General features: G+C 67.0%; 22 protein-coding genes. 14 read left to right on the top strand and 8 right to left on the bottom strand.

Translation table 11 applies throughout. The features are described 5' to 3' along the window. The first annotated feature begins 34 nt into the window (after nt 1-34). From ACFWU2_RS07340 to ACFWU2_RS07310, 7 genes are all read left to right on the top strand, one after another. The gene (locus ACFWU2_RS07340) at nt 35-523 is read left to right on the top strand and encodes a general stress protein (RefSeq protein WP_169621655.1); all 489 of its coding nucleotides are present in this window, start codon (nt 35-37) and stop codon (nt 521-523) included. 115 nt (nt 524-638) lie between these two features. Continuing rightward, nucleotides 639-1,571, top strand: a complete 933-nt coding sequence (locus ACFWU2_RS07335; protein ID WP_378603220.1) for a hypothetical protein — start codon at nt 639-641, stop codon at nt 1,569-1,571. Between the two features lie 90 nt (nt 1,572-1,661). Next, nucleotides 1,662-2,894, top strand: a complete 1,233-nt coding sequence (locus ACFWU2_RS07330; RefSeq protein WP_378603218.1) for a GNAT family N-acetyltransferase — start codon at nt 1,662-1,664, stop codon at nt 2,892-2,894. A gap of 127 nt (nt 2,895-3,021) precedes the next feature. Further along, on the top strand, nt 3,022-4,365 hold the full coding sequence (locus tag ACFWU2_RS07325) for an ABC transporter substrate-binding protein (RefSeq protein WP_378603215.1): 1,344 nt from the start codon (nt 3,022-3,024) through the stop codon (nt 4,363-4,365). 53 nt (nt 4,366-4,418) lie between these two features. Next, complete coding sequence (locus ACFWU2_RS07320; protein ID WP_378603763.1) at nt 4,419-5,312, top strand: carbohydrate ABC transporter permease; 894 nt, start codon at nt 4,419-4,421, stop codon at nt 5,310-5,312. Nucleotides 5,313-5,314: 2 nt separating this feature from the next. Next, nucleotides 5,315-6,145: a carbohydrate ABC transporter permease gene (locus tag ACFWU2_RS07315; protein WP_378603212.1), complete on the top strand. Its 831-nt coding sequence runs from the start codon at nt 5,315-5,317 to the stop codon at nt 6,143-6,145. 5 nt (nt 6,146-6,150) lie between these two features. Then, nucleotides 6,151-7,326: an ABC transporter ATP-binding protein gene (locus ACFWU2_RS07310; RefSeq protein ID WP_378603209.1), complete on the top strand. Its 1,176-nt coding sequence runs from the start codon at nt 6,151-6,153 to the stop codon at nt 7,324-7,326. Nucleotides 7,327-7,359: 33 nt separating this feature from the next. On the opposite strand, the gene ACFWU2_RS07305 is transcribed toward ACFWU2_RS07310, so the two are convergent. Further along, nucleotides 7,360-8,205, bottom strand: coding sequence for a chromosome partitioning protein ParB (locus ACFWU2_RS07305; RefSeq protein WP_378603206.1), 846 nt, complete (start codon nt 8,203-8,205; stop codon nt 7,360-7,362). A 73-nt stretch (nt 8,206-8,278) separates the two neighbouring features. Between ACFWU2_RS07305 and ACFWU2_RS07300 the strand changes: the two genes are divergently transcribed. Together ACFWU2_RS07300 and ACFWU2_RS07295 are read left to right on the top strand one after the other, a co-directional pair. Then, nucleotides 8,279-9,406, top strand: a complete 1,128-nt coding sequence (locus ACFWU2_RS07300) for a winged helix DNA-binding domain-containing protein (protein ID WP_378603203.1) — start codon at nt 8,279-8,281, stop codon at nt 9,404-9,406. Between the two features lie 46 nt (nt 9,407-9,452). Further along, entirely contained in the window at nt 9,453-10,049 is a 597-nt protein-coding gene (locus ACFWU2_RS07295; RefSeq protein WP_378603200.1) for a suppressor of fused domain protein, read from the top strand. An 11-nt stretch (nt 10,050-10,060) separates the two neighbouring features. Here the strand turns inward: ACFWU2_RS07295 and ACFWU2_RS07290 are convergent, their stop codons facing one another. Both ACFWU2_RS07290 and ACFWU2_RS07285 read right to left on the bottom strand, forming a co-directional pair. Beyond that, the gene (locus ACFWU2_RS07290) at nt 10,061-11,875 is read right to left on the bottom strand and encodes a hypothetical protein (RefSeq protein ID WP_378603197.1); all 1,815 of its coding nucleotides are present in this window, start codon (nt 11,873-11,875) and stop codon (nt 10,061-10,063) included. After that, the gene (locus ACFWU2_RS07285; RefSeq protein WP_378603194.1) at nt 11,866-12,948 is read right to left on the bottom strand and encodes a magnesium and cobalt transport protein CorA; all 1,083 of its coding nucleotides are present in this window, start codon (nt 12,946-12,948) and stop codon (nt 11,866-11,868) included. The genes ACFWU2_RS07290 and ACFWU2_RS07285 overlap by 10 nt, the downstream gene beginning before the upstream one ends. An 80-nt stretch (nt 12,949-13,028) precedes the next feature. Between ACFWU2_RS07285 and ACFWU2_RS07280 the strand changes: the two genes are divergently transcribed. The 4 genes from ACFWU2_RS07280 (at nt 13,029) to ACFWU2_RS07265 (ending at nt 16,745) form a co-directional block, all read left to right on the top strand. Then, complete coding sequence (locus ACFWU2_RS07280; RefSeq protein WP_378603191.1) at nt 13,029-13,883, top strand: PHP domain-containing protein; 855 nt, start codon at nt 13,029-13,031, stop codon at nt 13,881-13,883. Next, nucleotides 13,880-14,338 carry a hypothetical protein gene (locus ACFWU2_RS07275; protein ID WP_378603188.1) on the top strand — a complete coding sequence of 153 codons (459 nt, stop codon included), beginning with the start codon at nt 13,880-13,882 and terminating at the stop codon, nt 14,336-14,338. The genes ACFWU2_RS07280 and ACFWU2_RS07275 overlap by 4 nt, the downstream gene beginning before the upstream one ends. A gap of 436 nt (nt 14,339-14,774) precedes the next feature. Further along, the gene (locus ACFWU2_RS07270) at nt 14,775-15,965 is read left to right on the top strand and encodes an NADP-dependent malic enzyme (protein WP_378603185.1); all 1,191 of its coding nucleotides are present in this window, start codon (nt 14,775-14,777) and stop codon (nt 15,963-15,965) included. Nucleotides 15,966-16,130: 165 nt separating this feature from the next. After that, nucleotides 16,131-16,745 (top strand): glycine betaine ABC transporter substrate-binding protein, encoded by a 615-nt coding sequence (locus ACFWU2_RS07265; RefSeq protein ID WP_378603182.1) that lies wholly within the window; start codon nt 16,131-16,133, stop codon nt 16,743-16,745. Between the two features lie 21 nt (nt 16,746-16,766). On the opposite strand, the gene ACFWU2_RS07260 is transcribed toward ACFWU2_RS07265, so the two are convergent. The 4 genes from ACFWU2_RS07260 to ACFWU2_RS07245 form a co-directional block, all read right to left on the bottom strand. Then, the gene (locus ACFWU2_RS07260) at nt 16,767-17,369 is read right to left on the bottom strand and encodes a DUF1707 domain-containing protein (protein ID WP_378603179.1); all 603 of its coding nucleotides are present in this window, start codon (nt 17,367-17,369) and stop codon (nt 16,767-16,769) included. A 69-nt stretch (nt 17,370-17,438) separates the two neighbouring features. Further along, the gene (locus tag ACFWU2_RS07255) at nt 17,439-18,356 is read right to left on the bottom strand and encodes an alpha/beta hydrolase (protein ID WP_378603176.1); all 918 of its coding nucleotides are present in this window, start codon (nt 18,354-18,356) and stop codon (nt 17,439-17,441) included. 9 nt (nt 18,357-18,365) lie between these two features. Further along, entirely contained in the window at nt 18,366-19,193 is an 828-nt protein-coding gene (locus ACFWU2_RS07250; RefSeq protein WP_378603173.1) for an SDR family NAD(P)-dependent oxidoreductase, read from the bottom strand. Further along, the gene (locus ACFWU2_RS07245) at nt 19,190-20,776 is read right to left on the bottom strand and encodes a flavin-containing monooxygenase (protein ID WP_378603170.1); all 1,587 of its coding nucleotides are present in this window, start codon (nt 20,774-20,776) and stop codon (nt 19,190-19,192) included. Before ACFWU2_RS07245 ends, ACFWU2_RS07250 begins: the two co-directional genes overlap by 4 nt. A 79-nt stretch (nt 20,777-20,855) precedes the next feature. Here ACFWU2_RS07245 and ACFWU2_RS07240 point away from each other — a divergent pair, with 79 nt between their 5' ends. After that, complete coding sequence (locus tag ACFWU2_RS07240) at nt 20,856-21,587, top strand: TetR/AcrR family transcriptional regulator (RefSeq protein ID WP_378603167.1); 732 nt, start codon at nt 20,856-20,858, stop codon at nt 21,585-21,587. A 62-nt stretch (nt 21,588-21,649) separates the two neighbouring features. Here the strand turns inward: ACFWU2_RS07240 and ACFWU2_RS07235 are convergent, their stop codons facing one another. Beyond that, nucleotides 21,650-25,420, bottom strand: a complete 3,771-nt coding sequence (locus ACFWU2_RS07235; RefSeq protein ID WP_378603164.1) for a multifunctional oxoglutarate decarboxylase/oxoglutarate dehydrogenase thiamine pyrophosphate-binding subunit/dihydrolipoyllysine-residue succinyltransferase subunit — start codon at nt 25,418-25,420, stop codon at nt 21,650-21,652. Nucleotides 25,421-25,609 lie beyond the last annotated feature (189 nt).

Raw genomic sequence — 25,609 nt, 5'->3', positions numbered from 1 at the left:
CGGCGCGCGGCCATCGAGAAGGAGCCGAATACTCATGACCAACCCCATCGGACCTGGCGGCCGTCAGGTGCCGGGCCTTCCGGAACCGCCGACCGGGTGGCCGGTCGGGTCGTACACGACCTACGCCGAGGCGCAGCGCGCCGTCGACCACCTTTCCGATCAGAACTTCTCCGTCGAGGACGTCACGATCGTCGGGGTGGACCTCATGCAGGTCGAACGGGTCACCGGACGGCTGACGTGGCCCAAGGTCATCGGAGGAGGAATCGTCTCCGGAGCCTGGCTCGGTGTGTTCTTCGGTTTGCTGCTCGGCATCTTCTCCACCGACTTCCTCGGCCCGCTGCTGGTGGGTCTCGTCGGTGGCATCATCTTCGGCCTGATCTCGGCGTCGATCCCGTACGCCGCGACCCGCGGGCAGCGCGATTTCTCGTCGACGATGCAACTCGTCGCGGGACGGTACGACGTGCTGTGCAAGCCACGGACGGCCGAGCAGGCCCGCGACCTGCTCGCCAAGCTCGCGCTGTAACCCTCGGTGCGGGCCGGGCCCCGGCACCACGCTCGTCATCACGGAGATGCCGAGCGCCGGGTCTCGCGGCGACGAGGGCTGCACCGGCCCGGCCCGCGCCACTAGTGTCGGTCGTATGCCCGATCTCGATTCGGTGGCCGACAGGCTCTACGGTCTCGACCCCGGTGATTTCGTCTCCGCTCGCGACGAATGCGCGGCGGAAGCCCGCCGGGCGGGCGACCGTGAACTCACCGCCGCTATCGGCAGGCTCCGGAAGCCGACAGTGGCGGCATGGATGGTCAATCTGCTCGCACGCGAACGCAGGGACGAACTCGCAGCGCTTTTCGATCTCGGTGATGCCCTGCGCAGCGCGCAACGACGGCTGTCCGGGAGCGACATGCGATCCCTGTCGGCGCAGCGGCGCAAGGTGGTGGCAGCGCTCGGGAAAGCGGCGGCCGACCTTGCAGACGACCACGGACGTCATGCCACCGAGAGCACCCTCAGGGAAGTGAGTCAGACGCTCAACGCCGCGCTCGCCGACCCCGACGTGGCCGACGAGGTCCGCGCGGGAAGGCTCGCGTCGATAGTCGAAAACAGCGGGTTCGGTGACCTGTCCGCCGTGCCGTTGACGCTCGTGTCCGAGACCTCCGACGACGACAGGCCGGAGGAGCCCGCGCCCGCGTCCGAGCGGCCCAAGACGTCCGGGAAACGGACCGCCGCGCCGAAACGCGGCCGGAGCGCCGGCGCGCGTGACACGACCGAGAAAGCCGCGCGAGACAAGGCGGAGCGTGAGGCACGGCAGGTGGAAGTCGACGCGGTCGCCGCAGAGGTGGAGTCGGCGCGCGCGTCGGTCGAGCAGGCGCGATCTGCGGCCGGGCACGCCGACGCCGAACTCGAACGATTCGATCGAGAGGTTGCCGACCTGCGCCGGAAACTCGAACATGCCGAGCAGCAACGGCAATTCGCGCGAAGAGCCGTGGCCCGCGCAAAGAAGGAAGTGACGTCTGCGGAGCGGGTGGCGTCCGCCGCCGAGACGAAACTCGTGCGCCTGCAGAACGCGACCCGGTGACGAGGAGACACCGCTGCGGTGCCGAAGCGTCCGTGCCGCAGGCCGAATACCCGGTCGCGGGGAGGAGTCGGCGGGGGTTAGGGTCCCGGCATGGGTGAATACGCAGAGCCGGAGGTGCGGGTCCTCGAGTCGGAGGCCGAACTGGTGCAGGCGATGGCCGTGTTCCGGACAGCGATGGTGGGACTTCCGGCACCGGCTTATCCCGACGGGAAGATCCACGACTATCTCGAACCAGGTCGTACCTTCGGGGCGTTCGTGGACGGTGTTCTCGCCGGCACGGTCGATGCGTTCTCGGGGGAGATCGTCCTTCCCGGCGGCGCGCGGGTCACCCACGCCGCCGTCACTCACATCGGCGTGCTGCCCACCTACACCCGCCGGGGAGTCCTCACTGCTCTCGTCCAGCGGCAACTGCGCGACGCGCGTACCCGCGGCGACGTGGTCGCGACGCTTCGGGCCTCCGAGGCGACGATCTACGGCAGGTTCGGGTACGGAATCGCATCGTGGTCGGCGGAGTCCGAGGTGGACGTGCGCCGCGCGGCCTTCCGGCCAGGTGCGCCGAAAGGCGGCCCCGTTCGGTTGCTGACCGGATCGGAGGAATGGGATCTGTTGCCGCGCATCCACTCCCGCAACCTCCCCCTTCGTCCGGGCACTCTCGAACGGTGGTCGCGGTGGTGGAACTCCCAGAGAATGCGAGTGGAGTCGACCTCGGGGGCGCGTTACGTCGCGGTTCACGGGCAGCCCGGACACGAGAACGGGTTCGTGCGCTACCGCCCCAGCACCGCCGACCCCCATGAGTGGTTCGTAAGCGAGACCCCCACGATCGTCGTCGACGATTTCTTCGCGCCGTCCGTCGAAGCGCACGCCGGCCTCGTGCGCTTCTTGCTCGGCCTCGACCTCGTCGCCCGCGTGAGATTCGCCGGACTGCCCATGGACGATCCGATGCCCTGGCTCCTGCGCGACCACCGTGCGGTACGCACCAGATCGATCGAGGACGAGACGTGGCTGCGGGTACTCGACGTGGAGCGGGCACTGGCGTCCCGCGCCTATACGGGAGAAGGGGCGGTGACGCTCGGCGTCGTCGATCCGATGTTCCCGGAGAACGAGGGCACCTACACGATCTCCGCCGACGGCGCTGTACGCAGCGACGAGCAGGCCGATCTGCGGATCGGTGTGGCCGAGTTGGGGTCGCTCCTGCTGGGCGGCGTCGCGTGTCGCACGTTGGCCGCCGCGGGCCGGATCGAGGTTCGTCACGCGGACGCGGTGCCGGTCGCGGACCGGCTTTTCGGGTGGGTCCCGGCACCGTTCGGCGGAACCTCTTTCTGAGCAGAGCGCACCTCCCTCCCGGCGGCATTGGGTCCAAAGCCCGTTTGGCTCCGCTTGCGCGACCCGAAGCGATATTGTCGATTTCAGTGACACAAGTCACTGTCTCGGCGGCGTGGGCGGAGGCGGTATGCGACGGAAGTGGGCAAGGCACGTCACGGCCGGCGCCGTTGCCGTGCTTGTCGCGGCCGGTCTGACGGCCTGCGGAAGCAGTAGCAACGGGATCGTCCTGAGCTTCTATACGGCAGCGGACGGTGCCGAACAGTATGCGCAGGCAGCGGCCGTGTGCACCGAGCAGGCGCAGGGGCGCTACACGGTCGAGCAGCGGACACTGCCGAAGAACGCAGACGACCAGCGACTGCAGTTGGCGCGGCGTCTCACCGGCGGAGATTCCAGTCTCGATCTGATGACGCTCGATGTCGTCTGGACCGCTGAATTCGCCGAAGCCGGATGGGCTGTACCGCTTCCCCCCGAAATTGCGGCCGACGTGACCGAAGGGACCCTCCGAGGGCCTCTCGAATCCGCCACCTGGCAGGACGTCCTCTACGCCGCGCCACTCAATACCAATACCCAGTTGCTCTGGTACCGACAGGATTTGATGCCGGACGGGCAGCCGCCGCAGACATGGGACGAGATGATCGAGATCGCGAGCGGCCTCGCCTCCGAGGGGCTACCGAGCTGGATCGGGGTCACGGGCCGTCAGTACGAAGGTCTCATGGTGTGGTTCAACACGCTTCTCGCGAGCGCCGGAGGGTCCGTCGTCGCCGACGACGGCGTCACCGTGACCCTGGCGGACGGGGACGCGGCAGAGACGGCCCTCGACATCATGAAGCGGGTGGCGACCGCGCCGGGAGTCGATCCGTCCCTGAACCAGGCCGACGAAGCGGCCGTGCGACTGGGGATGGAGAGCGGCCGCACGGCGTTCGAAGTGAACTGGCCGTTCGTGCTGCCGGGGATCCTGGAAAATGCCGCCGACCTGCCGTTCATCGACGAGAACGGCAATGTCACCGCCGAGAACACCGGCAACACGGTCCTCACCGTCGACGGGGAGCAGAATTTCCTTCCGGCGCCGTACCCGTCCGTGATCCCGGGTGAGCCGGCGAAGGTCACGATCGGCGGGTTCAACATCGGGGTCGCCCGGACGAGTGCTCATCCCGACCTTGCCTTCGAGGCGATGACGTGCCTGCGCAACGAGGAGAATCAGCGCAACAATGCGGTCGCGGGCGGCGTACCCCCGACTCTGGAAGTGCTCTACGACGACCCGCTGTTCCAGGAGGCGTACCCCGCGTGGCGGGAGGTGCGCGCCAGTCTCGAGAACGCGGCCGTACGCCCCGCTTCCCCCGCTTATCAAAGTATTTCGACGTTGGTGACCTCCATCCTCAACCCGGTGGACCGGATCGACCCGCCGAAGACCGTCGACGAACTCGCCGAACAGGTCCGCAAGGCGGTCAACTCGGAAGGGCTGGTTCCGTGACGGCAGTCGAATCGCAGAAACAGAGCGACGAGCAGGACGACAGCACTCGCCCGGTGAAAGCTGCTCTGTCCGAAGGCAAGAAGGCAGAGCGGCGTCTCGGTCTCTGGCTCGTCGCGCCGGCCGCTCTGGTCATGGTCGCGGTGACGGCCTACCCGGTCGCCTACGCCGTGTGGCTGAGCCTGCAGCGTTACGACCTCCGATTCCCCGACGACCGGACATTCGTCGGCCTGTCGAACTACGTCGCGGTGCTCACCGACGGCTTCTGGTGGCAGGCGTTCTTCGTGACCCTGGGGATCACCGTCGTCTCGGTGGCGATCGAGTTCGTCCTGGGATTGGCGATCGCTCTGGTCATGCAGCGGACGATCCTGGGCAAAGGACTGGTACGGACCGTCGTCCTGATCCCGTACGGGATCGTCACCGTTGCGGCCGCCTACAGCTGGTACTACGCGTGGACACCGGGGACCGGTTACCTTGCGAACCTGTTGCCGGACGGTAGCGCGCCGCTCACCGACCAATTCCCGTCGCTGGCGATCATCGTGCTCGCGGAGGTTTGGAAGACCACACCGTTCATGGCCCTGCTGCTGCTCGCAGGGCTCGCCCTGGTTCCCGACGACCTGCTCAAGGCTGCGCAGGTGGACGGTGCGGGAGCGTGGACCAGGCTGATCCGCATCATCGTGCCGCTGATGAAACCGGCGATTCTCGTCGCGTTGCTGTTCCGCACACTCGACGCGTTCCGGATCTTCGACAACATCTACGTGCTGACTCGGGGCTCCAACGGCACCGGTTCCTTGTCGATCCTCGGCTACGACAACCTGTTCAAGGCTTTCAACCTGGGGATCGGGTCTGCGATCAGCGTGCTGATCTTTGTGTGTGTCGCCATCATCGCGTTCGTGTTCATCAAGCTGTTCGGTGCGTCGGCGCCCGGGTCGGACGAAGGGAAGCGGTGACGATGGCGGATACCCGCAACAAGACCGTGTCGTGGTCCGCGGTCAACGTGCTCGTGCTCCTCTACGCACTCGTGCCGGTGCTGTGGATCGCCAGCCTGTCGTTCAAGCCGCCCGGCACCATCCAGGACGGCAACTTCATCCCGCAGCAGTGGACCCTCGACAACTATCGCGGCATCTTCAAGACCAACGCCTTCACCAGCGCGTTGATCAATTCGATCGGGATCGGCCTGATCGCGACGTTCGTCGCCGTGATCCTCGGGACGATGGCGGCGTATGCCGTCGCGCGCCTCGATTTCCCGGGAAAGAAGGTGCTGGTCGGCGTCGCGTTGCTCATCGCAATGTTCCCGCAGATCTCCCTGGTCAGCCCACTGTTCGAGATCATGCGCAGCCTCGGGCTGTTCGACACCTGGGCGGCGTTGATCATCCCGTACATCACCTTCTCGCTCCCACTCGCGATCTACACGCTCTCGGCCTTCTTCCGGGAGATCCCGTGGGAACTCGAGAAGGCCGCGAAGATGGACGGCGCCACCCCGGCGCAGGCGTTCAGGAAGGTGATCGCGCCACTGGCAGCACCGGGCATCATCACCGCCGCGATTCTCGTGTTCATCTTCTGCTGGAACGACCTGCTGTTCGCGATTTCGCTGACCTCGACGGAGCGATCGATCACGGCACCGGCGGCGATCGCGAACTTCACCGGGGCTTCGCAGTTCGAGGAACCGACCGGCTCCATCGCCGCTGCCGCGATGGTCATCACCATCCCGATCATCGTGTTCGTACTGATCTTCCAACGTCGTATCGTCGCCGGACTGACGTCCGGCGCGGTGAAGGGGTGAGCCTCATGGCCGAGATCGTGCTCGACAAGGTGACGAAGGAATACCCTGACGGCGCCAAAGCGGTCAGCGACGTCGATCTGACGATCGCGGACGGCGAATTCATCATCCTCGTCGGGCCGTCGGGTTGCGGGAAGTCGACGACGCTGAACATGATCGCGGGCCTCGAGGACATTTCGAGCGGTGAACTGCGGATCGCGGGTGAGCGCGTCAACGAGAAGGCCCCGAAGGACCGCGACATCGCGATGGTGTTCCAGTCGTACGCCCTCTATCCGCACATGACGGTGCGCGAGAACATCGAGTTCCCACTGACTTTGGCAAAACTTCCGAAGAGCGAGATCGCGGAGAAGGTCGACGAGGCCGCGCGCATCCTCGACCTCACCCAGCATCTCGACCGCAAGCCCGCCAACCTCTCGGGTGGTCAACGGCAGCGAGTCGCCATGGGGCGGGCCATCGTTCGCAACCCCAAAGCGTTCCTCATGGACGAACCGCTGTCCAACCTGGATGCGAAACTCCGGGTCCAGATGCGGACCGAGATCGCCCGGTTGCAGAAGCGGCTCGGCACGACCACCGTGTACGTCACGCACGATCAGACCGAGGCGATGACACTCGGTGACCGGGTCGTGGTCATGCGCAGCGGGCTCGTGCAACAGGTCGGCGCGCCGCAGGACCTGTACGACCATCCCCGAAATCTGTTCGTGGCCGGGTTCATCGGCTCACCCGCGATGAACTTCACCTCGGGGCAACTGGAATCCGGCAAGGTTCGTTCCGCCTTCGGAGATTTCGCGCTCCCGGACGACCGATGGGAGATGGTGCGCCAACACAATCCCTCCCGCGACGTGGTGCTGGGGATCCGCCCCGAGCATTTCGACGACGCTGCCCTTCTCGAACCCGCGCAGCGGGAACAGGGCGTGACCTTCACGGCAGATGTGGACGTTCTCGAATCGATGGGGTCGGACAAATTCGCGTACTTCACCGTGGAAGGTCCCGAGGTGCGGTCGAAGGAACTCGACGAACTCGCCGCCGCGACGGCCTCGGTCGATCTCGCGGGCGGCACGCTGGTGGCACGACTCCCCGTCGAATCCGGGGTGACCAAGGACAAGCCGGTGGAGTTGTGGTTCGATCCGGCCAAAGTCGCGCTGTTCGACCAGGAAACGGGAACGAACGTCACGCTGCAGAAGTGACGCATCCAGAGCCGTGACGGCCGGGCGAACCGATCATCGCGGATTGCGTCGCCGCAACGTCTCCACGATGTCGTCGTTCCACACGTGGCGGCGGACGAGGCGATAGCGTTCGCGCGCGATCCAGAGGTATGCCTCGGCGTCCGTTCTGTTCGGCAACATGCCGGCGGCGCGGACCAGCGCGACCACGGGTACGAACTCGTCCTCGTACCAGCGCTGCGCGACATCTTCGCGGGTCAAGAACTCACCGAGGTCCTGCATGAGACGGAACCCCCACGCCTCCACAGCTTCGGACAGTTCCGCGTAGTCCCACGGGTCGGTGACCCGCACGGCGTCACCGGCGCCGGCAGGCAGGGGGACACGAGTGCAGAACATCCGGTAATGGTCCTTGCGGACGAGGTCCGACTGCCCGGTGATCCCGTCGGCGGAGATCCGGGTGATGATCTCGGTGACGTACGCGTCGATGGTGCGGTCGTGCTGGGCGTAGGCGATCGACACGCGGTGGTGCCCGTCCTGCACGAAATGCAACGAGCCGACCCGGTACACGGAAATCGGCGGCATCGCCTCGCCTCGACGCCGTGCGACGGCGATCCTCTCCCAGCGTTCGCGCAGACGCGCAGATGTGGGGCGGAAACGGCGATCGAAGTCGTCGGTGCGGTCGACGCTGCCGACGATCGACGACACCTCGATGATCTGCAGGCCGAGTCGGCGCTCGTCGACCCTGCCGAGCGCACGAACGACCTCGTCGAAGGGCAACACGGTGTTGACATCGTTGGGTTCGCGTCGCAGCCATGCGATCAGCCGGGCGTACTCGGCGCGGCGACGTTGCCGCGCGAAATCGTCGCCGGCATCGGAAACCGGAAAACCGGTGTCGCGCGCCATTCCTCGACGGTACCGGGTGCTGAGCCGCCGCGGGGGCGTCCTGCGTGTCGGAGACTTGTGCGACAGTCGACCCGTGACGAACCGGACCCTCACCGTTCGCGAACTCGGTCGCGCCACCCTCGCTCGTCAGCACCTGCTCAGGCGAAGCGGCCTCTCGGCCACGGAGATGCTCGAGCACCTGATCGGGTTGCAGGCGCAGGCGCCCGAGCCGCCGTATTTCGCGTTGTGGACACGGATGCGCGGATTCACCCCCGACCGGCTCTCGGACCTTCTCGCCTCCCGTGAGGTCGTCCGTATCGCGTTGATGCGCGGCACCGTCTTTGCCGTGACTGCCTCCGATGCTCTGGCCCTGCGGCCGTGGGTGCAGCCGCTGCTGACCCGTGCCCTGCGCACCGACGCGCAACACGCGGCCGGCCTCGCGGGCATCGACCACACGGCGCTGTCCGCGTTCGCCGCAGAGGTGGTCCGCCGCGAACCGCGCACCGCTCAGGAACTGGGCCATCTGCTCGCTGCACGTTTCCCGGGCTACGAGCCCGGTGCCCTTGCCTACGCGATCCGCGGATTGCTACCCCTGGTGCAGGTGCCTCCGCGCGGGCTGTGGGGGCGATCGGGTCTACCGCGACTCGCGCTTCTCGACCACTGGCTCGGGCGCGGCAGCGAATCCGGTCCTCCGCTCGCACCGGAACCTGCCGCGCTCGTACGCCGGTACCTCGCGGCGTTCGGCCCCGCGAGCGCACGCGATGCGCAGGCGTGGTCGGGGCTCACGGGTCTCGGCGAGATCTTCGACGCGCTTCGGCCCGGACTCACCGTCTTCCGCGACGAGAACGGTGTCGAACTGTTCGACCTGCCGGACGCTCCCCGTCCCGATCCCGGGACGCCGGCACCGGTCCGCATCCTCGCGCAGTACGACAACGTGCTGCTCTCCCACGCCGACCGCACCCGGCTGGTGTCCGACGCCGACCGCCGCCGGCTCGTCACGAAGAATGGGATCGTCCACGCGGCCGTCCTCGTCGGTGGGACGGTCGCCGGGTCGGTCCGCCGCACCACGACACGTCGTTCGGCGGTCCTCGAGGTCACGCCGTGGCGCCGGCTCACCAACGCGAACCGGTCCGCGATCGAGGCCGAAGGGATGCGCCTGCTGAAGTTCTCGGCGCCCGGCGCAGACGACCGCGAGGTCCGGATCCTGCCCGACGCGCACTAGTGGCACAGACTGACACCCGGTCGGGGGCGCGGACTAGATTGCAGAGGTGACCGACGCAGTGCTCGACGCAGTCCGCGCCCATCTGACCGCTCACCTCTCCGGCCCCGGCGGTGGGGAACCGGAGTCTGCGTCGGTGACGTTCCTGGGACTGGAACCCATCGATGTGCTGCGGTTCCGCAGTCCCGAGACCGGCCTTCTGCGGTTCGCCACCCTGGGATGCTCCCGGCGTCCGATGGGTGATCCGACGGAGATGGTCGCGGACCCCAATCGTGGGCCTCGTGCCGAACTCGTCCTGAGCCTGCGAAATGCGGAGGGCCTTACGACCGGGGTGCACCGCACGCTCGCGTTGCTCGCCGCCCTTCCGGCGGTGGAGGGGGTCGTGCTGACCGACGACGCCCTGCTCGATCTCGGTGAGCCGCTCTGGGAGGGCGCACCGTTCACCGCGGTGCTGCTCCACGGCGGCGACGTGCCGGATCTGGTGTTGCCCGAGCCGGCCGATCCGGTGCGATTCTTCGACGCGATCCCGCTGACCGGCACCGAAGCGGCGTGGAAGCGGTTACGCGGCGCGGACGCGCTGCGCGAGGCATGGACCGAGGCAGGCATCGATCTCCGCGACCCGACGAGGGCGCAAGCTCGCTTCTGAACGCGGGTGCGTCAACGCGGTACGACCACTCCCACCGGCCCCGCACCGACGCACACGCTCATACCGGGGGTAGCGGTGCGAACCTGCAGACCGTCGCCGCCACCGGGCACCCGCACGTACACCGTGCCCGGACCCTCGGTGACGGTGACGCGGGCCGGTTCCCGCGACGGGAAACCCACCTCGATCTCGCCGTCGGCCGACGCCAGATAGTTCAGCTGGACGGTCCACGTCGCCTCCAGCATCGGCCCGGTCGGCAGCATCGTGGTGGCGCCGGGCACCACGTGCCGACCGCATCCCGGTTCGGGGCCCGGATCGACCCAGCGCACCGCCATCAGATCGGCGGGCACGATCGCCCCCGACTCGTCGAGGACGCGCAGTTCCGTCGTGCTGTCGCCGATGTCGGACCGGTCGGGGAGCGCGGCGAACACCGATCCCATCAGGTTGTGCGGGAACGTCACGGGCAGCAGGACCCACACCGAGACCGGGTGGTCGAGAACGGGCACGTCCGGGCGGGAGGCCAGACCGGAGCGAGCATTCTCCAGGTACTCGCCGGTCGGATTGTCGGTCCAGCTTCGGGTGAACGTCATTGTGGACCACAGGGAACCGATCGTGAACGCGGCTGCGGCCACGGCCGCGACCGCCCGCATCGCCGACGTGGGGATCGCCGGCGCACCCGGCCGGGGCGGCGCCCGCAGGATCAGCGCGGCCGCGACTGCGACGACGACAGCGGAGTCGGCGAAGTACCGCAGCGTCTGGGCGAGTTCGTATGTGGTGCCGGGGCCGAACCGGGTACTGATCATCGCGACCATCGACGCCGCGACGTATGCGCCGGTCGCGACCCACACGAATCCGGTGCGCTGCCGTGTCCGCAGGCTCCATGCGAGCGCGCCGGCGAGCGCGGCCCAGGCGACGACGACGAGCACTACCGGTGGGTCCGCCCACGGCGGTCCGGGGTTCCACCGGTCCCACTGCCACGGCCCACCGACCAGGGAGGGGAGCAGTCCGTACGACAGGCCGTGGTGGCTCAATCCGAGGGCCATGTCGGCGGTCGGTACGCCGAACCGGGATTCCACCGTGGAGACGTAGACCCCGCCCCACACCGCGAGCACGACCGCCGAGGCGAGCCACAGCGGTGCCGCCCGCCGCAGCGCGGTCCACGCCGGCCGGCGCTGCCCGTCGACGCGGTAGGTCAGGGCGAGCACGGTGAACGCGACGAACGGAACGAGGATCGCCTTCTCGAAGAACATCACGGCGAGGGCAGTGACGAGCACGCCGCTCACGAGATACCGGCGCCGGCCGGTGCGAGCGTACCGAAGGGCGTCGCCCGCGACCCAGGCGAGAGCCGCCTGCATCGGTAGCGAATTGAGTGCCGCCGCCCACCATGCGAACGCAGGCAGGGTCAGCGGGGTGAACAGGTAGAAGAGGAGAGGCGCCAAGAGCGCGCGCCGCGCACCGAGCAACAGCCACAGCACACGGAGCACCGCGAGCGAGGCGAGTGCCTGCCCCAGCACGAGGGTCACCGCGGCAGGCCACCACTGCAGCGGGGCGATCATGGTGGCGAGCCCTGCGACGAGAAACGCCCCGGGCATGAGATGGCCGTCGTGGTCGTACCGCAGGAAGGACTCCGACAGCAGCGGCTGGGTGCCGGCCCGCCCGATGAGAATCAGGTCGTCCCAGTAGAACTCACTCGTGACCGCGATCGCCGTCCGGAACGCCACCTGCGTCGCGATCAGTGCGAGGGCGACGACCAGGACGGTCCGGCCCCGGTCGTGCTGCGCCGCAGGACTTCCGGACCCACGTTCGAAAAGTGTGGTCGTCACAGCCACTTGTTGCGTCGGAAGGTGACGAACAGCCCCACGGTGATGACGACGATGACACCCCACACGAGGAAATAGCCGTAATCCCAATGCAACTCGGGCATCTTGTCGAAGTTCATTCCGTAGATACCGGCGATCATCGTAGGCACCGCGGCGATCGCGACCCACGCCGAGATGCGGCGCATGTCGGTGTTCTGTTGCACGGTGACCTTCGCGATGGCCGCGTCGAGCAGCGTGCCGAGAGTCTCGTCGAACGCGGCGATGCGGTCGGAGACGATGGTGTGGTGGTCGGCGACGTCACGGAAGTAGCGACGCACGTCCTTCGGCACGGGGTTGCCCGGCGACCGGATGAGTAGCTGCAACGGTTCGGCGAGCGGGACGACGGCACGTCGCAACTGCACGATCTCGCGCTTGAGGAGGTAGATCTGTTCGACCGCGATATGCGTGTCGGGCGTGAAGACGAGTTCTTCGAGATCGTCGACATCGGGTTGCACGGCGGTGGTGACCGCGAGATAGGAATCGACGACGTGGTCGGCGATCGCGTGCAGCACCGCGGCGGGACCGAGCATCAGCCGCGCCGGATTCTTCTCGAGTCGGCTGCGCACCCGGGAGAGTTCGGAATGGTCGCCGTGTCGCACGCTGATGATGAAGTCCGGCCCGGTGAACAGCATGATCTCGCCGGTTTCGACGATGTCCTTGGTCGTGGTCACGCTCTCGTGCTCGATGTAGCTCACGGTCCGCAGAACCAGGAACAGCAGATCGTCGTAACGCTCGACTTTGGGGCGCTGGTGCGCGTGGACCGCGTCCTCCGCCATCAGTTCGTGCAGGCCGAACGTCCGGGCCACGCTCGTCATCTGTTGTTCGTCCGGTTCGTGCAGGCCGAGCCATACGAATCCGTTTCCGCGGCGACGCACTTCGGCAAGTGCCGCGGAGTGCGTGTACTTGCCCGGTTCGCGCCGGCCGTCGATATAGACCGCGCAGTCCACCACGGCCTGTTCGGTGGGCACCGGCGGGGGCGGCGCGGCCGCCTCGGGTGGGGTCACCGAGATCTGCCGGTCCGATCGGGAGGGCAGGTCCGCCATGGTCTCCCTCCTCCGTTGTGGTCGAGCGGCACGAGATGTCGCGCCGTCATGTTAGTCGCCACACCTGACAGACTGGTGACGTGCGCATCGATCTGCATTCCCACTCCACGGCGTCCGACGGTACGGACAGTCCGTCCGCGTTGGTTCGCAGGGCCGCCGAGGCGGGGCTGGACGTGGTGGCGCTGACCGACCACGACACCACATCCGGATGGGACGAGGCGGCCGCGGCGACACCGTCCGGGCTGCGACTCGTGCGCGGGATGGAGATGTCGTGCACGGGGCGCGGCGAGGACGGCGCGCCCGTCGCGGTGCACCTGCTGGCGTACCTGTTCGACCCGGACGACCCGGACTTCGTGGTCGAACTCGGGCGGTTGCGAGGAGAACGCGTCTCGCGGATCAGGACGATGGCCGAACGCATGGCCGACGACGGGCTCCCGATCGATGCCGACGCCGTCCTCGCACAGGCCGGACCGGCGGCGGGCCGGCCGCATCTTGCCCGGGCACTCGTCGACGCCGGGGTGGTCGCGACCGTGGGCGAAGCGTTCACCGAACTGTTGTCGCCGAGAGGCCGCTATTACGTGTCCAAGGCAGACACGCCGCTCGCGGACGCGGTGAGGATGGTGACGGCGGCGGGCGGTGTCACCGTGATCGCCCACGCTCGTGCGCGTGCACGCGGGCGCCTGCTGGCCCTCGACCAGATCGAGGAACTCGCGGAGATCGGTCTGGGCGGACTCGAAGCGGATCACCCGGACCACAGCGACGCGGATGCCCGGTTGATGCGTGACCTGGGCGAGCGTCTGGGCTTGTTCGTCACTGGATCGTCGGACTATCACGGACTGAACAAGGACATCGCGCTCGGACGGTTCACGACCGACCCCGGCGCATACGAAGCTCTGCTCGACGGGGCGAAGGGAGTCGAGGTGGTCGTGGGATGAGGGCGTCGGGGACGGGGCATCCGGGCTCCGGAAGGGACGACGAATTCGTCGCGGCCCCGGAGTATTACGACAGCCGGGCGTACGACGGACGGCAGTACGACAGCCGGGCGTACGACAGGCGGCAGTACGACAGCCGGGAGTACGGCAGGGGCGGGCACCCCGGGCAACCGCGTACGGCATCGTTGCCGGTTCGTGCGGGACGGGTCGTGTCCGGTGTGGTCGCCGGGGCAGTGCTCGTGCTGGCCGTGGTGGTGGTCGGTGCGCAGTATCTCGGCGGCGAGCGGGGCTTTCCCGGACCGGGATCGACTTCGGTGGCCGCCCACGTCCTCGCGGCACTCGTGGTCGTCGTCGCCCAGATCGTCGCCGACCGCGCACGGGGCTTCGCCGCATTCGCCGCACCCGTTGTGGTCATCGTCACTGCATCGATTCTGTTGATCACGCAGTGGTGGGGCTGAATCGCCGGCGCTTCGGTGCTACCGACCGGTAGCACCGGAGAATCCCCAGGAACTGGGTTGCGCCGTACCCGGGGTTACCGCAAACTCACAGGTGAGACCGCAAAAAGGTGAAACCTTTGCAATCGATGCCGATTTGATTGTTGGTCTGTAAAGGTGGCAAACTCGCCACCACGACCGAGGCCGGAGTCACCCTTCCGGTATCGGAAGAAAGATGGCAGAGCCGCTCGAGGGCTTGTCGCCGAGGCCACCCGCCCCGGCGCCATCGCGCTCCGGAAGACGTACAGCGTTCCACAGCCGTAACCATGATCGCGCCCCGGATGCTTCATCGAATATGTCCTTGGCGGAGCACCGTATCTCCATGTGAAACGCATGAGAGTGCAGTTTCTTCGCAGTAACCGAGGCCAGGACTGGTCTCGGAACACGCAGGAGTGTCATCGTGTCAATTGTGTCTGCTGCACATACCCCCGAGAAGCTCGAGCTGACCGACGAAGAGATCTTCGGTAGCCATGTGGGCGGGAAGCTTTCGGTCGAACTCGCCGCGCCCCTCGAGACGCAGCGCGACCTCTCCATCGCCTACACCCCGGGCGTCGCCCAGGTCAGCCGTGCGATCGCTGCCGACGAGACGCTCGCCGCGCGCTACACCTGGACGAGCCGGCTCGTCGTGGTCGTGTCCGACGGCACGGCCGTGCTCGGACTCGGCGACATCGGCCCCCGCGCGTCGCTGCCCGTGATGGAGGGTAAGTCCGCGCTGTTCAAGAAGTTCGCCGGGCTCAACTCGATTCCACTGGTGCTCGACACGAAGGATCCCGACGCGATCGTCGAGACGCTGATCCGGCTGCGTCCCAGTTTCGGTGCCGTGAACCTCGAGGACATTTCGGCGCCGCGATGCTTCGAGATCGAGAAGCGCGTCATCGAGGCACTCGACTGCCCCGTCATGCACGACGACCAGCACGGCACCGCGATTGTCGCGCTGGCTGCGCTCAAGGGCGCCGTGAAGGTGCAGAACCGTGACATCAGGACGCTGCGCGTGGTCATCTCCGGCGCCGGTGCCGCGGGTGTGGCCTGCGCGAACATCCTTCTTGCCGCAGGCATCGAGGACATCGTGGTGCTCGATTCGAAGGGCATCGTCTCCTCAGACCGTGCCGACCTGCACCCGATCAAGGCCGACCTGGCTTCGCGCACCAACCCGGCGGATCGTCGCGGCGGTCTGATCGAGGCTCTCGACGGGGCCGATGTGTTCCTGGGCGTGTCCGCAGGCACCGTCCCCGAGGAGATCATCGCGACGATGGCCGACAACGCCATCATCTTCGCGATGTCCAACCCCGACCCGGAGATCCACCCCGACATCGCGCGCAAGTACGCCGCCATCGTCGCCACCGGTCGCAGCGACTTCCCGAACCAGATCAACAACGTGCTCGCGTTCCCGGGTGTGTTCCGGGGCGCGCTCGACGCCGGTGCCCGGCGCATCACCGAGGGCATGAAGCTCGCCGCCGCCGACGCGATCCTCTCGGTCGTCGCCGACGAACTGTCCGTCGACAAGATCGTGCCGAGCCCGCTGGATCCGCGGGTCGAGCCGGCCGTCGCGGAAGCTGTTGCGGCAGCGGCCAAGGCTGAGGGCGTCGCCTGATCCGAGCTGTTCTGTTCGCCGAACGCCCGTCCGGGACTCCGGGCGGGCGTTCGGCGTCGGCGAGACGGAAACGGTGCTGCGGTGCCTCCCGCCGAGGCTGCCGCAACCGGGTGGGACGATAGGAGGCGGCCTAGCAACGGGCGAGTTCGAGGAGTGTGACGATCGGTGAAGACACGGATGCTCGGCGTCGCGGCGATGATGACGACGGCCGCGACACTCGTCGGATGCTCGACCGGCCAGGTCCTGTCGACGCACTCGGATCCCGATGTGCTCACCGTCGGCTCAGGACAGTCGCCCGACAGCCGGGTCCTCGCCGAGATCTACGCAGCCGTGCTGCGCGGCACCGGGGCGCCCGTGGATACCCGGTTCGGACTCTCCGAAGGCGAGGATCTGGCGGCGCTGGATTCCGGCGAAGTCGATGTGTTGCCGGAATACATGGGTGGGCTGCTGTTGCGGTTGCAGCCCGGCGCCACTGCGATCGAACCGGACGAGGTGTTCGAGGAATTGAACAGATCGCTGCCGCAGGGGCTCTCGGTCTCCGATTATGCGGTCGCCGAGCAGCCCGGGTCGGGAGATGCCGGGGACGCCGGAAGCTCGGCGGCGGCCGCGAATGTCGTCCCGTTGATCCGCAGCGGTGCGCTGACCCCGGAACAGGTGAAAGCGTTGAACGTGGTGGCCGGGGAACTCACCACCGACGAGCTCGCCGAGATGGGGGACGCGGTGCGCCGCGGCGACCTCGAACCCGACCGCGCAGCCGACGACTGGCTCGCCGCGCGCTGAGACGCAGGCCGACGATGGGCGTCACTTCTCCCGTTTGCTGTCGCCGCTCTCGAGCTGCCGGATGCGTGCCGCTGCTTCCCGTAGGCGCGCTTTACGCTCATCTGTGGCCGATTCCTTGAGCTCCTCGTAGATCTCTTCGTCCTCGTCGCTGAAACCCAGGATCATGCGGGGCACGCTGAGCGTGACGATCAGCGACGGCCACACCACCCAGGCGTAGTCCCATTCGACGATCATCTGCAGCACGAGAAACGTCATCAAGGTGATGCCGATGATGATCCAGTCGAGAGACTCGACCACACTTCCCCGTTGACGCAGCGAGACGAGTTCGGTTTCCGGATCCGTGGGTGCGGGCTCATCCTTCGGGCGCACCGCCGGAACGGACGCAGACCCGTCGACCACCCGGACGTGCCCGCCGGCGATTTCCAACGGCACGCCGCCGGGAAGTCCGTCGAAGGCCGGCCGGGTGGCAGACAGGGTGCGTGCCTGCGCGACCCAGCCGGATCGGTCGTAGAACTCCGACGAGTCGAGCCGGCCTGCGGCATAGTGCTCACTCAGGACGTTGAGCGCATGCAGACGCTCGGTATCGCTGAGCAGGATGTCCGGGGAGTTCGGGTCGTCCGTCATGAGATCCGCCGTCCGGGTCGAATTGTCGGAGTCTCAACTATAGATTCACTGGCGTCTTCCGGTCGACTGTCAGTCGTGTGTGCCTGCCGCTGCGGCACCGGACATGTGCCGGCGCAGGAACGTTCCGACATCGTCCACCGCCTCGGCCGCTTCGCGTACGAGTCCGGCCTGCAGGTGCGCGACGTGCCACAACTCGGGCTGCTCGGTGTACTCCAGGTCGACGCCTGCCGTACGCAGCTTCTCCGCGAACTCGGAGATCTGCGGGTACAGCACTTCGCTGACTCCCACCTGGATCAGCGTCGGTGGGAGTCCCGTCAGGTCTCCGTGCAGCGGCGCGTAACCGGGATCGGCCGGGTCCCCGGTGCCGAGGTAGGCCTCGGCGGACGAGAACGCCCACGCGGTGTTGACGACGACGTCCCGGTCGAACGGCACGGTGCGGGAGCCCGGATCGACCCAGGGCGACAGCAGACCCAGCGCTGCCGGTGTGACGCCGTGCCGATCGATGAGCCGGCGCGCGGTGGCGACCGACAGTCCGCCGCCGGCGGAATCGCCGACGATCGGGGTGCTCGCTGCGTCGACCCCGTGCTCGGTGATGAGGTCGATGTACGCGGCCACCGCATCGTCGAGCGCGGCGGGGTACGGGTGTTCCGGAGCGAGGCGGTAGTCGAGTGTGTATACGACCGACCCGGTCGCGGCGGCGAGATGCGCGACCAGCGACCGGTGGGTGGCGGGGGAGGCGCAGGTGTATGCGCCGCCGTGCAGATACAGCACCGCTGTGGGTCGCTCCGTCGCCCCCACCGTGACCCGTTCGGCGGGTCGTCCGCCGAGCGTGACCTTGCGGACGACGGTGCCCTTCGGCAACGGCTGGATCGGTGCGGCGGCTTCGAGCAACCGCCGCTGCACCGAGTACGGCAGCCGCGCATTGAGGGTGAGCCGGTAGAGGGGACGCAGTGTCGTCCGCACGAGGCGCAAAGGAAGGTGTGGCATCGGCGCAGCCTAGTTCTTGGGCATGATGCGACCCGCCACCGTCGCTACGACACGCTGGTAGGACGGACCGACGATCCGGACCCAGCCGTCGAGCAACTTGGCGTCGGCGCCGATGAGCACGCGGGGGCGGTTCTTCCGGACGCCCCGGAGGATCGTCTTCGCGGCGGCCTCCGGCGTGGTACGGGCGAGTTTGCTGTCGAAGAACTGCGCGAAGCCCTGCTGGTCGTCACCGTCGGGCACGGCCGCGTTCCGTGCGATGGCGGTCTTGATGCCACCCGGGTGCACGCACGTCACGCGGACGGGATGCTTGGCGATCAGCATTTCCTGACGCAACGATTCGGTGAACCCGCGCACCGCGAACTTCGCGGCGTTGTATGCCGTCTGGCCGGGGATACCCAGCAGGCCGAACAGGCTCGACACGTTGATCAGGTGCCCGTCGCCGGATGCGATCAGGTGCGGCAGAAAGGCTTTGGTGCCGTTGACGACACCCCAGAAATCCACATCGACGATCCGTTCGATGTCCTTGAACTCAGACCGTTCGAACTCACCGTGATAGGCGATTCCCGCATTGTTGTACAACTGGTTGACCTTGCCGAAGCGGGCGACGACGGCCTCGGCGTACGCGTACACAGCTTCGCGCTGCGTGACGTCGAGGTGATCGGACTTCACCTCGGCGCCGAGACTGCTTGCCAGACGCGCGGTTTCCGCCAGACCCACCGTATCCACGTCGGACAGTGCGAGTGCGGCGCCCCGACCGGCGAGGTCGACGGCTAGTGCCCGTCCGATTCCGGACGCGGCTCCCGTGATGACGACGACCCTGCCTTCGAATTCGCTCACTGGAGTGCAGCCTTCCTGGATGCGGGCGCGGTGCGCTCGGTGGGGGTGCCGACGGATTCGACGGCTTCGGTCGGCGCCGGAAGATCGGACTCGGCGACGCTACGGTAGGCGTCGAGGTCGAAATTCTTGGTGATGCGGCGGAATTCGAACGTGAAACCGGGCCAGAGCGTCGTGTTGTTGCCGTGCTTGTCGAGGTACCAGCTCGCGCAGCCGCCGTTGCTCCACACGCTGTTCTTCAGTGCGTCCTGGATTCCCCGGTTGTACTCGTCCTGGGCGTCCTGCCGCACTTCGACGGTGCCGAGGCGATGCCGATCGATCGTGTCGATCGCGTCGACGAGGTAGTTGAGCTGCGACTCGATCATGTACACCATGGACGTGTGTCCGAGGCCGGTGTTGGGGCCGACGAGGAAGAACAGGTTCGGGAACCCCGCGACCGTGGAGCCCTTGTATCCCTGCATGCCCGTTTCGTCGAAAACGTCTGCGAGAGAGCGGCCGTCCTTGCCGAAGATCCCCGCGAACATCGGGGAGTCGGTGACGTGGAAACCGGTGGCGACGACGATCGCGTCGACCTCACGGGTGGTGCCGTCCTTCGTCACGATGCCGTCGGCGGTAACCTCGGCGATGCCGTCGGTGACCAGGTCGACGTTCGCCCGGTCGAGTGCCGGGTAGTAGTTGTTGGAGATCAGCATGCGCTTGCAGCCGATTGCGAAATTCGGGGTGACCTTGCGCCGCAGTGCGCGATCGGAGATGCCCCGGCGGATCTGTGCGCGCGCGGCGAGTTCGAGCGGCTTCATGAAGACGGGTGCCTTGGCGAGCCCGACCACCTGTGTTTCCCGCATGAGGTACTGCAGGGTGCGGGAGAGTCGCTGGAATCCGGGAATGTAACGGAAGGCGAACTTTTCGGCCTTCGTGTACTCGCGGTCGGCGCGGGGGAGGACCCACGGAGCCGTGCGCTGATACACGTCGAGGTGCGCGACGGTGCCGGCGATGGCGGGCACGATCTGGATGGCCGAGGCGCCGGTCCCGATGACGGCAACCCGCTTGCCGGTGAGGTCTGCATCGTGGTTCCACCGGGCGGAGTGGAAGATCTCGCCGCCGAAGCGGTCGATACCCGCGATGTCGGGCAGCGAGGGCTCGCACAGGGCGCCGACCGCGGAGACGAGGTTCTTGGCGCTGAAATCGCCACGGGTGGTGCGCACGTCCCAGCGGTGCGTGGCACCGTTCCAGCGTGCGTCCTGTACATCGCAACCGAACACGGTGCGCCGACGGACGTCGTGCTTGTCGGCCACGGAGGTGATGTACGCCTGGATCTCGGGCTGGGGCGAGAACGAGCGGGTCCACCCGGGATTGAGCGCGAACGAGTAGGAGTAGAGGTTCGACGGCACGTCGCACGCGGCACCGGGATAGGTGTTGTCGCGCCAGGTGCCACCCACCTCGGACGCGCGTTCGAGGACCAGGAATTCCTTGCCGGCCTGCGAGAGCTTGATGGCGGCGCCGAGTCCGGCGAACCCACTGCCGATGATCAGCGTATCGATCCGGCGGGTGCTCTCACCGGCGGAGGTGTCTGTAACCGGAAGACTCATGTATCTGAGGTTAAGGGGTCGGCGTGACGTGGTCAATAGGTTGTTGACCATTATTCAATAAGAATGCTTGCATGGAACGGTGAAAGGCAACAGCTCCGTGAAAGGAGGGCGGCGAACCCGCCTGAGTCCACAGCAACGCCGTGCTCAACTGATCGAGCTCGGCGTGGAGCTTCTCGCCAGCCGTTCCCTCGACCAGATCTCCGTCGAGGACATCGCCGACCGCGCCGGGGTGTCGCGCGGGCTGCTGTTCCACTACTTCGGGTCCAAGCACGATTTCCAGGTGGCGGTCGTGCAGCACGTCAGCCGCGACATGCTCGAACGGACCGCACCCGACGAGAGTCTGGACCCGATGGAGATGCTGCGCGGCACCGTCGTCGCGTACGTCGACTACGTCACCGAGCGACCCGACACCTACGTGTCGATGCTGCGGGGCTCGGTCAGCGGCGACCCCGACATGCGGGCGGTCTTCGAGGAGACCCGGCGCGCCATGGTCGAGCGCACGGTCACGCACCTGCCGAGCATCGGCATCGACGCCGACGCTGCGGTCCGCCTCGCGGTCCGCGGATGGGTGGCGTTCGTCGAGGACATCACGATCGCGTGGCTGCAGGAGCAGGGCATCTCGCCCACTCCCGCGCACGACCCGGACACGGTCCCGAACCACGACTCCGCGCTCACACGCGAGCAGTTCGTCGATCTGGCGGTCGCCGCGCTCCCTGCCGTGGTGGCGTCGGCTCAATTGGTCTCGAGCGGCGGGTTGCCGTCGGAGCCGGTCGCCGCCGAAACCCCGCGAGCCGGGCCGGTCGTCCCGTAGGACGAACCGACCCGGCTCGCATGAGAACCGTCAGGCCCCCGTGAGGGACCGCAACGGGGCTTCTACCGCGTGAAGGCCTTCTCGAGGATCTCCTGCTGTTCGACAGCATGGACCTTGCTCGATCCCGAGGACGGCGCGGACATCGCGCGACGCGAGATCCGCTTGATCCCGGCCAGCTTCTCCGGGAGCATCTCGGGCAGCGCCAGACCGAAGAACGGCCATGCACCCTGGTTCGCCGGTTCTTCCTGGACCCAGAAGAACTCGGACGCGTTCGGGTACTTCTCGAGCGTCTCGGCGATACGGCGACGCGGCACCGGGTACAGCTGCTCGACACGGAGGATCGCGACGTCGTCGCGGCCTTCCTTCTGCTTCTTCGCGAGCAGTTCCCAGTAGATCTTGCCGGAGGTCAGCAGGACCCGTTCGACCTTCGAGCGATCGGCGGTGTTGTCCTCGTACGGGATCTCTTCGAGGATGGACCGGAACTTGCCCTCCGTGAAGTCCTCGATGTTGCTGACCGCAGCCTTGTTGCGCAGCATCGACTTCGGCGTGAACACCACGAGCGGGCGGCGGATGCCGTCCAGGTGGTGCCGGCGCAGCAAGTGGAAGTAGCTCGCCGGCGTCGACGGCATCGCCACGGTCATCGAGCCCTCGGCGCACAGCTGCAGCCAGCGCTCGATACGGCCCGAGGTGTGGTCGGGGCCCTGACCTTCGTGGCCGTGCGGCAGCAGCAGCACGACGTCCGAAAGCTGGCCCCACTTGGCCTCACCCGACGAGATGAACTCGTCGATGATCGACTGCGCACCGTTGACGAAGTCGCCGAACTGCGCCTCCCACAGCACGAGTGCATCGGGGTTGCCCACCGAGTAGCCGTACTCGAAGCCCAGGCCCGCGAACTCGGTCAGGGCCGAGTCGTACACCATGAAGCGTCCGCCGTTACCGGCCTCGGCGGCGACTGCCGCGAGCGGGCTGTAATCCTCGCCCGTCTTGCGGTCGATCAGCACCGAGTGACGCTGCGTGAAGGTGCCGCGGCGCGAGTCCTGGCCGGCCAGACGCACGAGTGCGCCCTGCTCGACGAGCGAACCGAATGCGAGAAGCTCGGCGTAGGCCCAGTCGATGTGGCCCTCGCGCGACATCGTGCGACGCTTCTCGATGACCGGCTTGACGCGCGGGTGCACGCTGAAGCCCTCGGGCACATCGGCGAACGCGTCACCGATCCGCTCGAGCACCTCCTTGTCGACAGCAGTCTTCAGACGCTCAGGAGGAGTCTGGTCCAGCTCGACCGATTCGGACGGTTCCGGCTGGTACTTCTCCAGCTCGCGCACCTCGTTGAAGACACGCTCGAGCTGACCCTGGTAGTCGCGCAGGGCGTCTTCGGCTTCCTTGAGCGAGATGTCCCCGCGGCCGATCAGGGCCTCGGTGTAGCTCTTGCGGACGCTGCGCTTGGTGTCGATGACGTCGTACATCGCCGGCTGCGTCATCGAGGGATCGTCGCCCTCGTTGTGGCCGCGGCGGCGGTAGCAGATCATGTCGATCACGACGTCCTTGTGGAACTTCTCGCGGAAGTCCACGGCGAGCTGCGCAACCCACACACACGCCTCGGGGTCGTCACCGTTGACGTGGAAGATCGGCGCACCGATCATCTTCGCCACATCGGTGCAGTACTCCGACGAACGCGAGTGCTCCGGTGCGGTGGTGAAGCCGACCTGGTTGTTGACCACGATGTGCACGGTGCCGCCGGTGCGGTAGCCGCGCAGCAGTGCGAGGTTGAGGGTCTCCGCCACGACACCCTGACCCGCGAACGCGGCGTCGCCGTGAAGCAGCAGCGGCAGAACGGTGAAGCCGCTCTCGCCCTTGTCGAGGATGTCCTGCTTGGCGCGAACCAGGCCCTCGAGCACCGGGTTGACGGCTTCGAGGTGCGACGGGTTGGCGGTGAGCGACACCTTGATGTCGTTCTCGCCGAACATCTGGATGTAGGTGCCCTCGGCGCCCAGGTGGTACTTCACGTCACCGGAGCCGTGTGCGGCGGCCGGGTTCAGGTTGCCCTCGAACTCCGTGAAGATCTGGGAGTACGGCTTGCCCACGATGTTGGCGAGCACATTGAGGCGGCCACGGTGCGGCATCGCGATGGCGACTTCGTCGAGCTGGTGCTCGGCGGCCTGATCGATGATGGCGTCCATCATCGGGATGACCGACTCGGAGCCCTCGAGCGAGAAACGCTTCTGGCCGACGTACTTGGTCTGCAGGAACGTCTCGAACGCCTCGGCGGCGTTGAGGCGGCTGAGGATGTACTTCTGCTGGGCGACCGTCGGCTTGACGTGGTGCGCCTCGACGCGTTCCTGGATCCACTGCTGCTGCTCGGGCTCGAGGATGTGCGTGTACTCGATACCGACGTGGCGGCAGTACGCGTCACGCAGCACCGACAGGACGTCGCGCAGCTTCATCTTCTGCTTGCCGTGGAAGCCGCCGACGTTGAACTCGCGATCGAGATCCCACAGCGTCAGATCGTGGGTGATCACGTCGAGATCCGGATGCGACCGGAACTTGTCGCGGACGAACTGCAGCGGATCGGTGTCGGCCATGAGGTGGCCGCGGCTGCGGTAGGCGGCGATGAGCTCGAGCACACGGGTGCTCTTGTCGACCAGACCCTCGGGCACGTCCTTGCGCCAGCGGACCGGCTCGTAAGGAATGTGCAGCGTGTGGAAGATCTCGTCGTAGAACTCGTCGGAGATCAGCAGCTGGTGGACGGTCTTGAGGAACTCACCCGACTCGGCGCCCTGGATGACCCGGTGGTCGTAGGTCGAGGTCAGCGTGAGCAGCTTGCCGATGCCCATCTCGGCGATACGGGCATCGGATGCGCCCTGGAACTCGGCGGGGTACTCCATCGCACCCGCACCGATGATCGCTCCCTGTCCGCCCATCAGACGCGGTACCGAATGCACGGTGCCGATGCCGCCCGGGTTGGTCAGCGAGATGGTGACGCCGGAGAAGTCTTCGCCGGTGAGCTTGCCGTCGCGCGCGCGGCGGACGATGTCCTCGTACGCCGAGTAGAACTGCGCGAAGTTCATCGTCTCGCAGTTGCGGATTGCGGCGACGACGAGCGAACGGGAACCGTTCTTGCCCGGCAGGTCGATCGCGAGACCGAGGTTGGTGTGCGCGGGGGTGACGAGGTGGGGCTTCCCGTCGATCTCGGCGTAGTGGTTGTTCATGTTCGGGTACGCCTTGACCGCCTGGACGATCGCGTAGCCGAGAAGGTGAGTGAACGAGACCTTGCCGCCCCGGGTGCGGGCGAGGTGGTTGTTGATGACGATGCGGTTGTCGAACATCAACTTCGCGGGCACCGCGCGAACGCTGGTGGCCGTCGGGATCGACAGCGAGGCGTTCATGTTCTTCGCGACGGCAGCAGCCGCGCCCCGGAGAACCTTGGTCTCCTCGGACTTCTTGTCGGAAGAGGCGCTCGCCGGCTTCGGAGCAGGCTTGGACGCGGTCGCAGGCTTGGCCGGGGCAGGCTTCGCCGGCGCGGCAGCCGACTTCGCAGCGGAGTTACCGGCGTTGCCGGTGGACTTCGCCGGAGCCTTGGTGGACGAGGCGGACGCCTTCGGCGCTGCGGGTGCAGCGGCCGGGGCCGTCGTGGTGGCGGAGGGCTGAGTGGACTTCTCGGCGGTCTTCACCTCGGCGCCGTTGGAACCTCCGGCCACGTGTGCCTCGGGAGAATAGTCGGTGAGAAACTCGTGCCAGCTTTCGTCCACGGACGACGGATCGTCCTGAAACCGCTGGTACATCTCGTCAACCAACCACTGGTTCTGTCCGAACTGTGATGTAGAGCTGCTGCTCACGGCAGTTGTTCGCCTCGTTTCTTTCTTCGGTACCCGATCGGAGCGCCTATGTATATGAGGCTAGCTGGTGGGTGTGTGACGATCCGAACTGATCATCCATGCCCGAGAGCCACCTCACAGTTTGAGTCGACGGGGTCACCATCGACGACGGTTCTCGACCGCCGATTATTCCCTCAATCGTGCATCGCC

It is taken from the genome of Rhodococcus sp. NPDC058639, assembly GCF_042717545.1.
Taxonomy (GTDB): Bacteria; Actinomycetota; Actinomycetes; order Mycobacteriales; family Mycobacteriaceae; genus Rhodococcus.
The sequence above is the reverse complement of the archived record's forward strand: the minus strand, read 5'-3'. Positions and strand labels throughout refer to the sequence as shown.

What these genes read in the sequence shown, in the direction of transcription:
- ACFWU2_RS07340 (WP_169621655.1), top strand. Translation starts at nt 35, where the DNA reads ATGACCAACCCCATCGGACCTGGCGGCCGTCAGGTGCCGGGCCTTCCG.
- ACFWU2_RS07275 (WP_378603188.1), top strand. Translation starts at nt 13,880, where the DNA reads ATGAGGGCGTCGGGGACGGGGCATCCGGGCTCCGGAAGGGACGACGAA.
- ACFWU2_RS07260 (WP_378603179.1), bottom strand. Translation starts at nt 17,369, where the DNA reads ATGACGGACGACCCGAACTCCCCGGACATCCTGCTCAGCGATACCGAG.
- ACFWU2_RS07335 (WP_378603220.1), top strand. Translation starts at nt 639, where the DNA reads ATGCCCGATCTCGATTCGGTGGCCGACAGGCTCTACGGTCTCGACCCC.
- ACFWU2_RS07310 (WP_378603209.1), top strand. Translation starts at nt 6,151, where the DNA reads ATGGCCGAGATCGTGCTCGACAAGGTGACGAAGGAATACCCTGACGGC.
- ACFWU2_RS07330 (WP_378603218.1), top strand. Translation starts at nt 1,662, where the DNA reads ATGGGTGAATACGCAGAGCCGGAGGTGCGGGTCCTCGAGTCGGAGGCC.
- ACFWU2_RS07255 (WP_378603176.1), bottom strand. Translation starts at nt 18,356, where the DNA reads ATGCCACACCTTCCTTTGCGCCTCGTGCGGACGACACTGCGTCCCCTC.
- ACFWU2_RS07245 (WP_378603170.1), bottom strand. Translation starts at nt 20,776, where the DNA reads ATGAGTCTTCCGGTTACAGACACCTCCGCCGGTGAGAGCACCCGCCGG.
- ACFWU2_RS07285 (WP_378603194.1), bottom strand. Translation starts at nt 12,948, where the DNA reads ATGGCGGACCTGCCCTCCCGATCGGACCGGCAGATCTCGGTGACCCCA.
- ACFWU2_RS07305 (WP_378603206.1), bottom strand. Translation starts at nt 8,205, where the DNA reads ATGGCGCGCGACACCGGTTTTCCGGTTTCCGATGCCGGCGACGATTTC.
- ACFWU2_RS07315 (WP_378603212.1), top strand. Translation starts at nt 5,315, where the DNA reads ATGGCGGATACCCGCAACAAGACCGTGTCGTGGTCCGCGGTCAACGTG.
- ACFWU2_RS07325 (WP_378603215.1), top strand. Translation starts at nt 3,022, where the DNA reads ATGCGACGGAAGTGGGCAAGGCACGTCACGGCCGGCGCCGTTGCCGTG.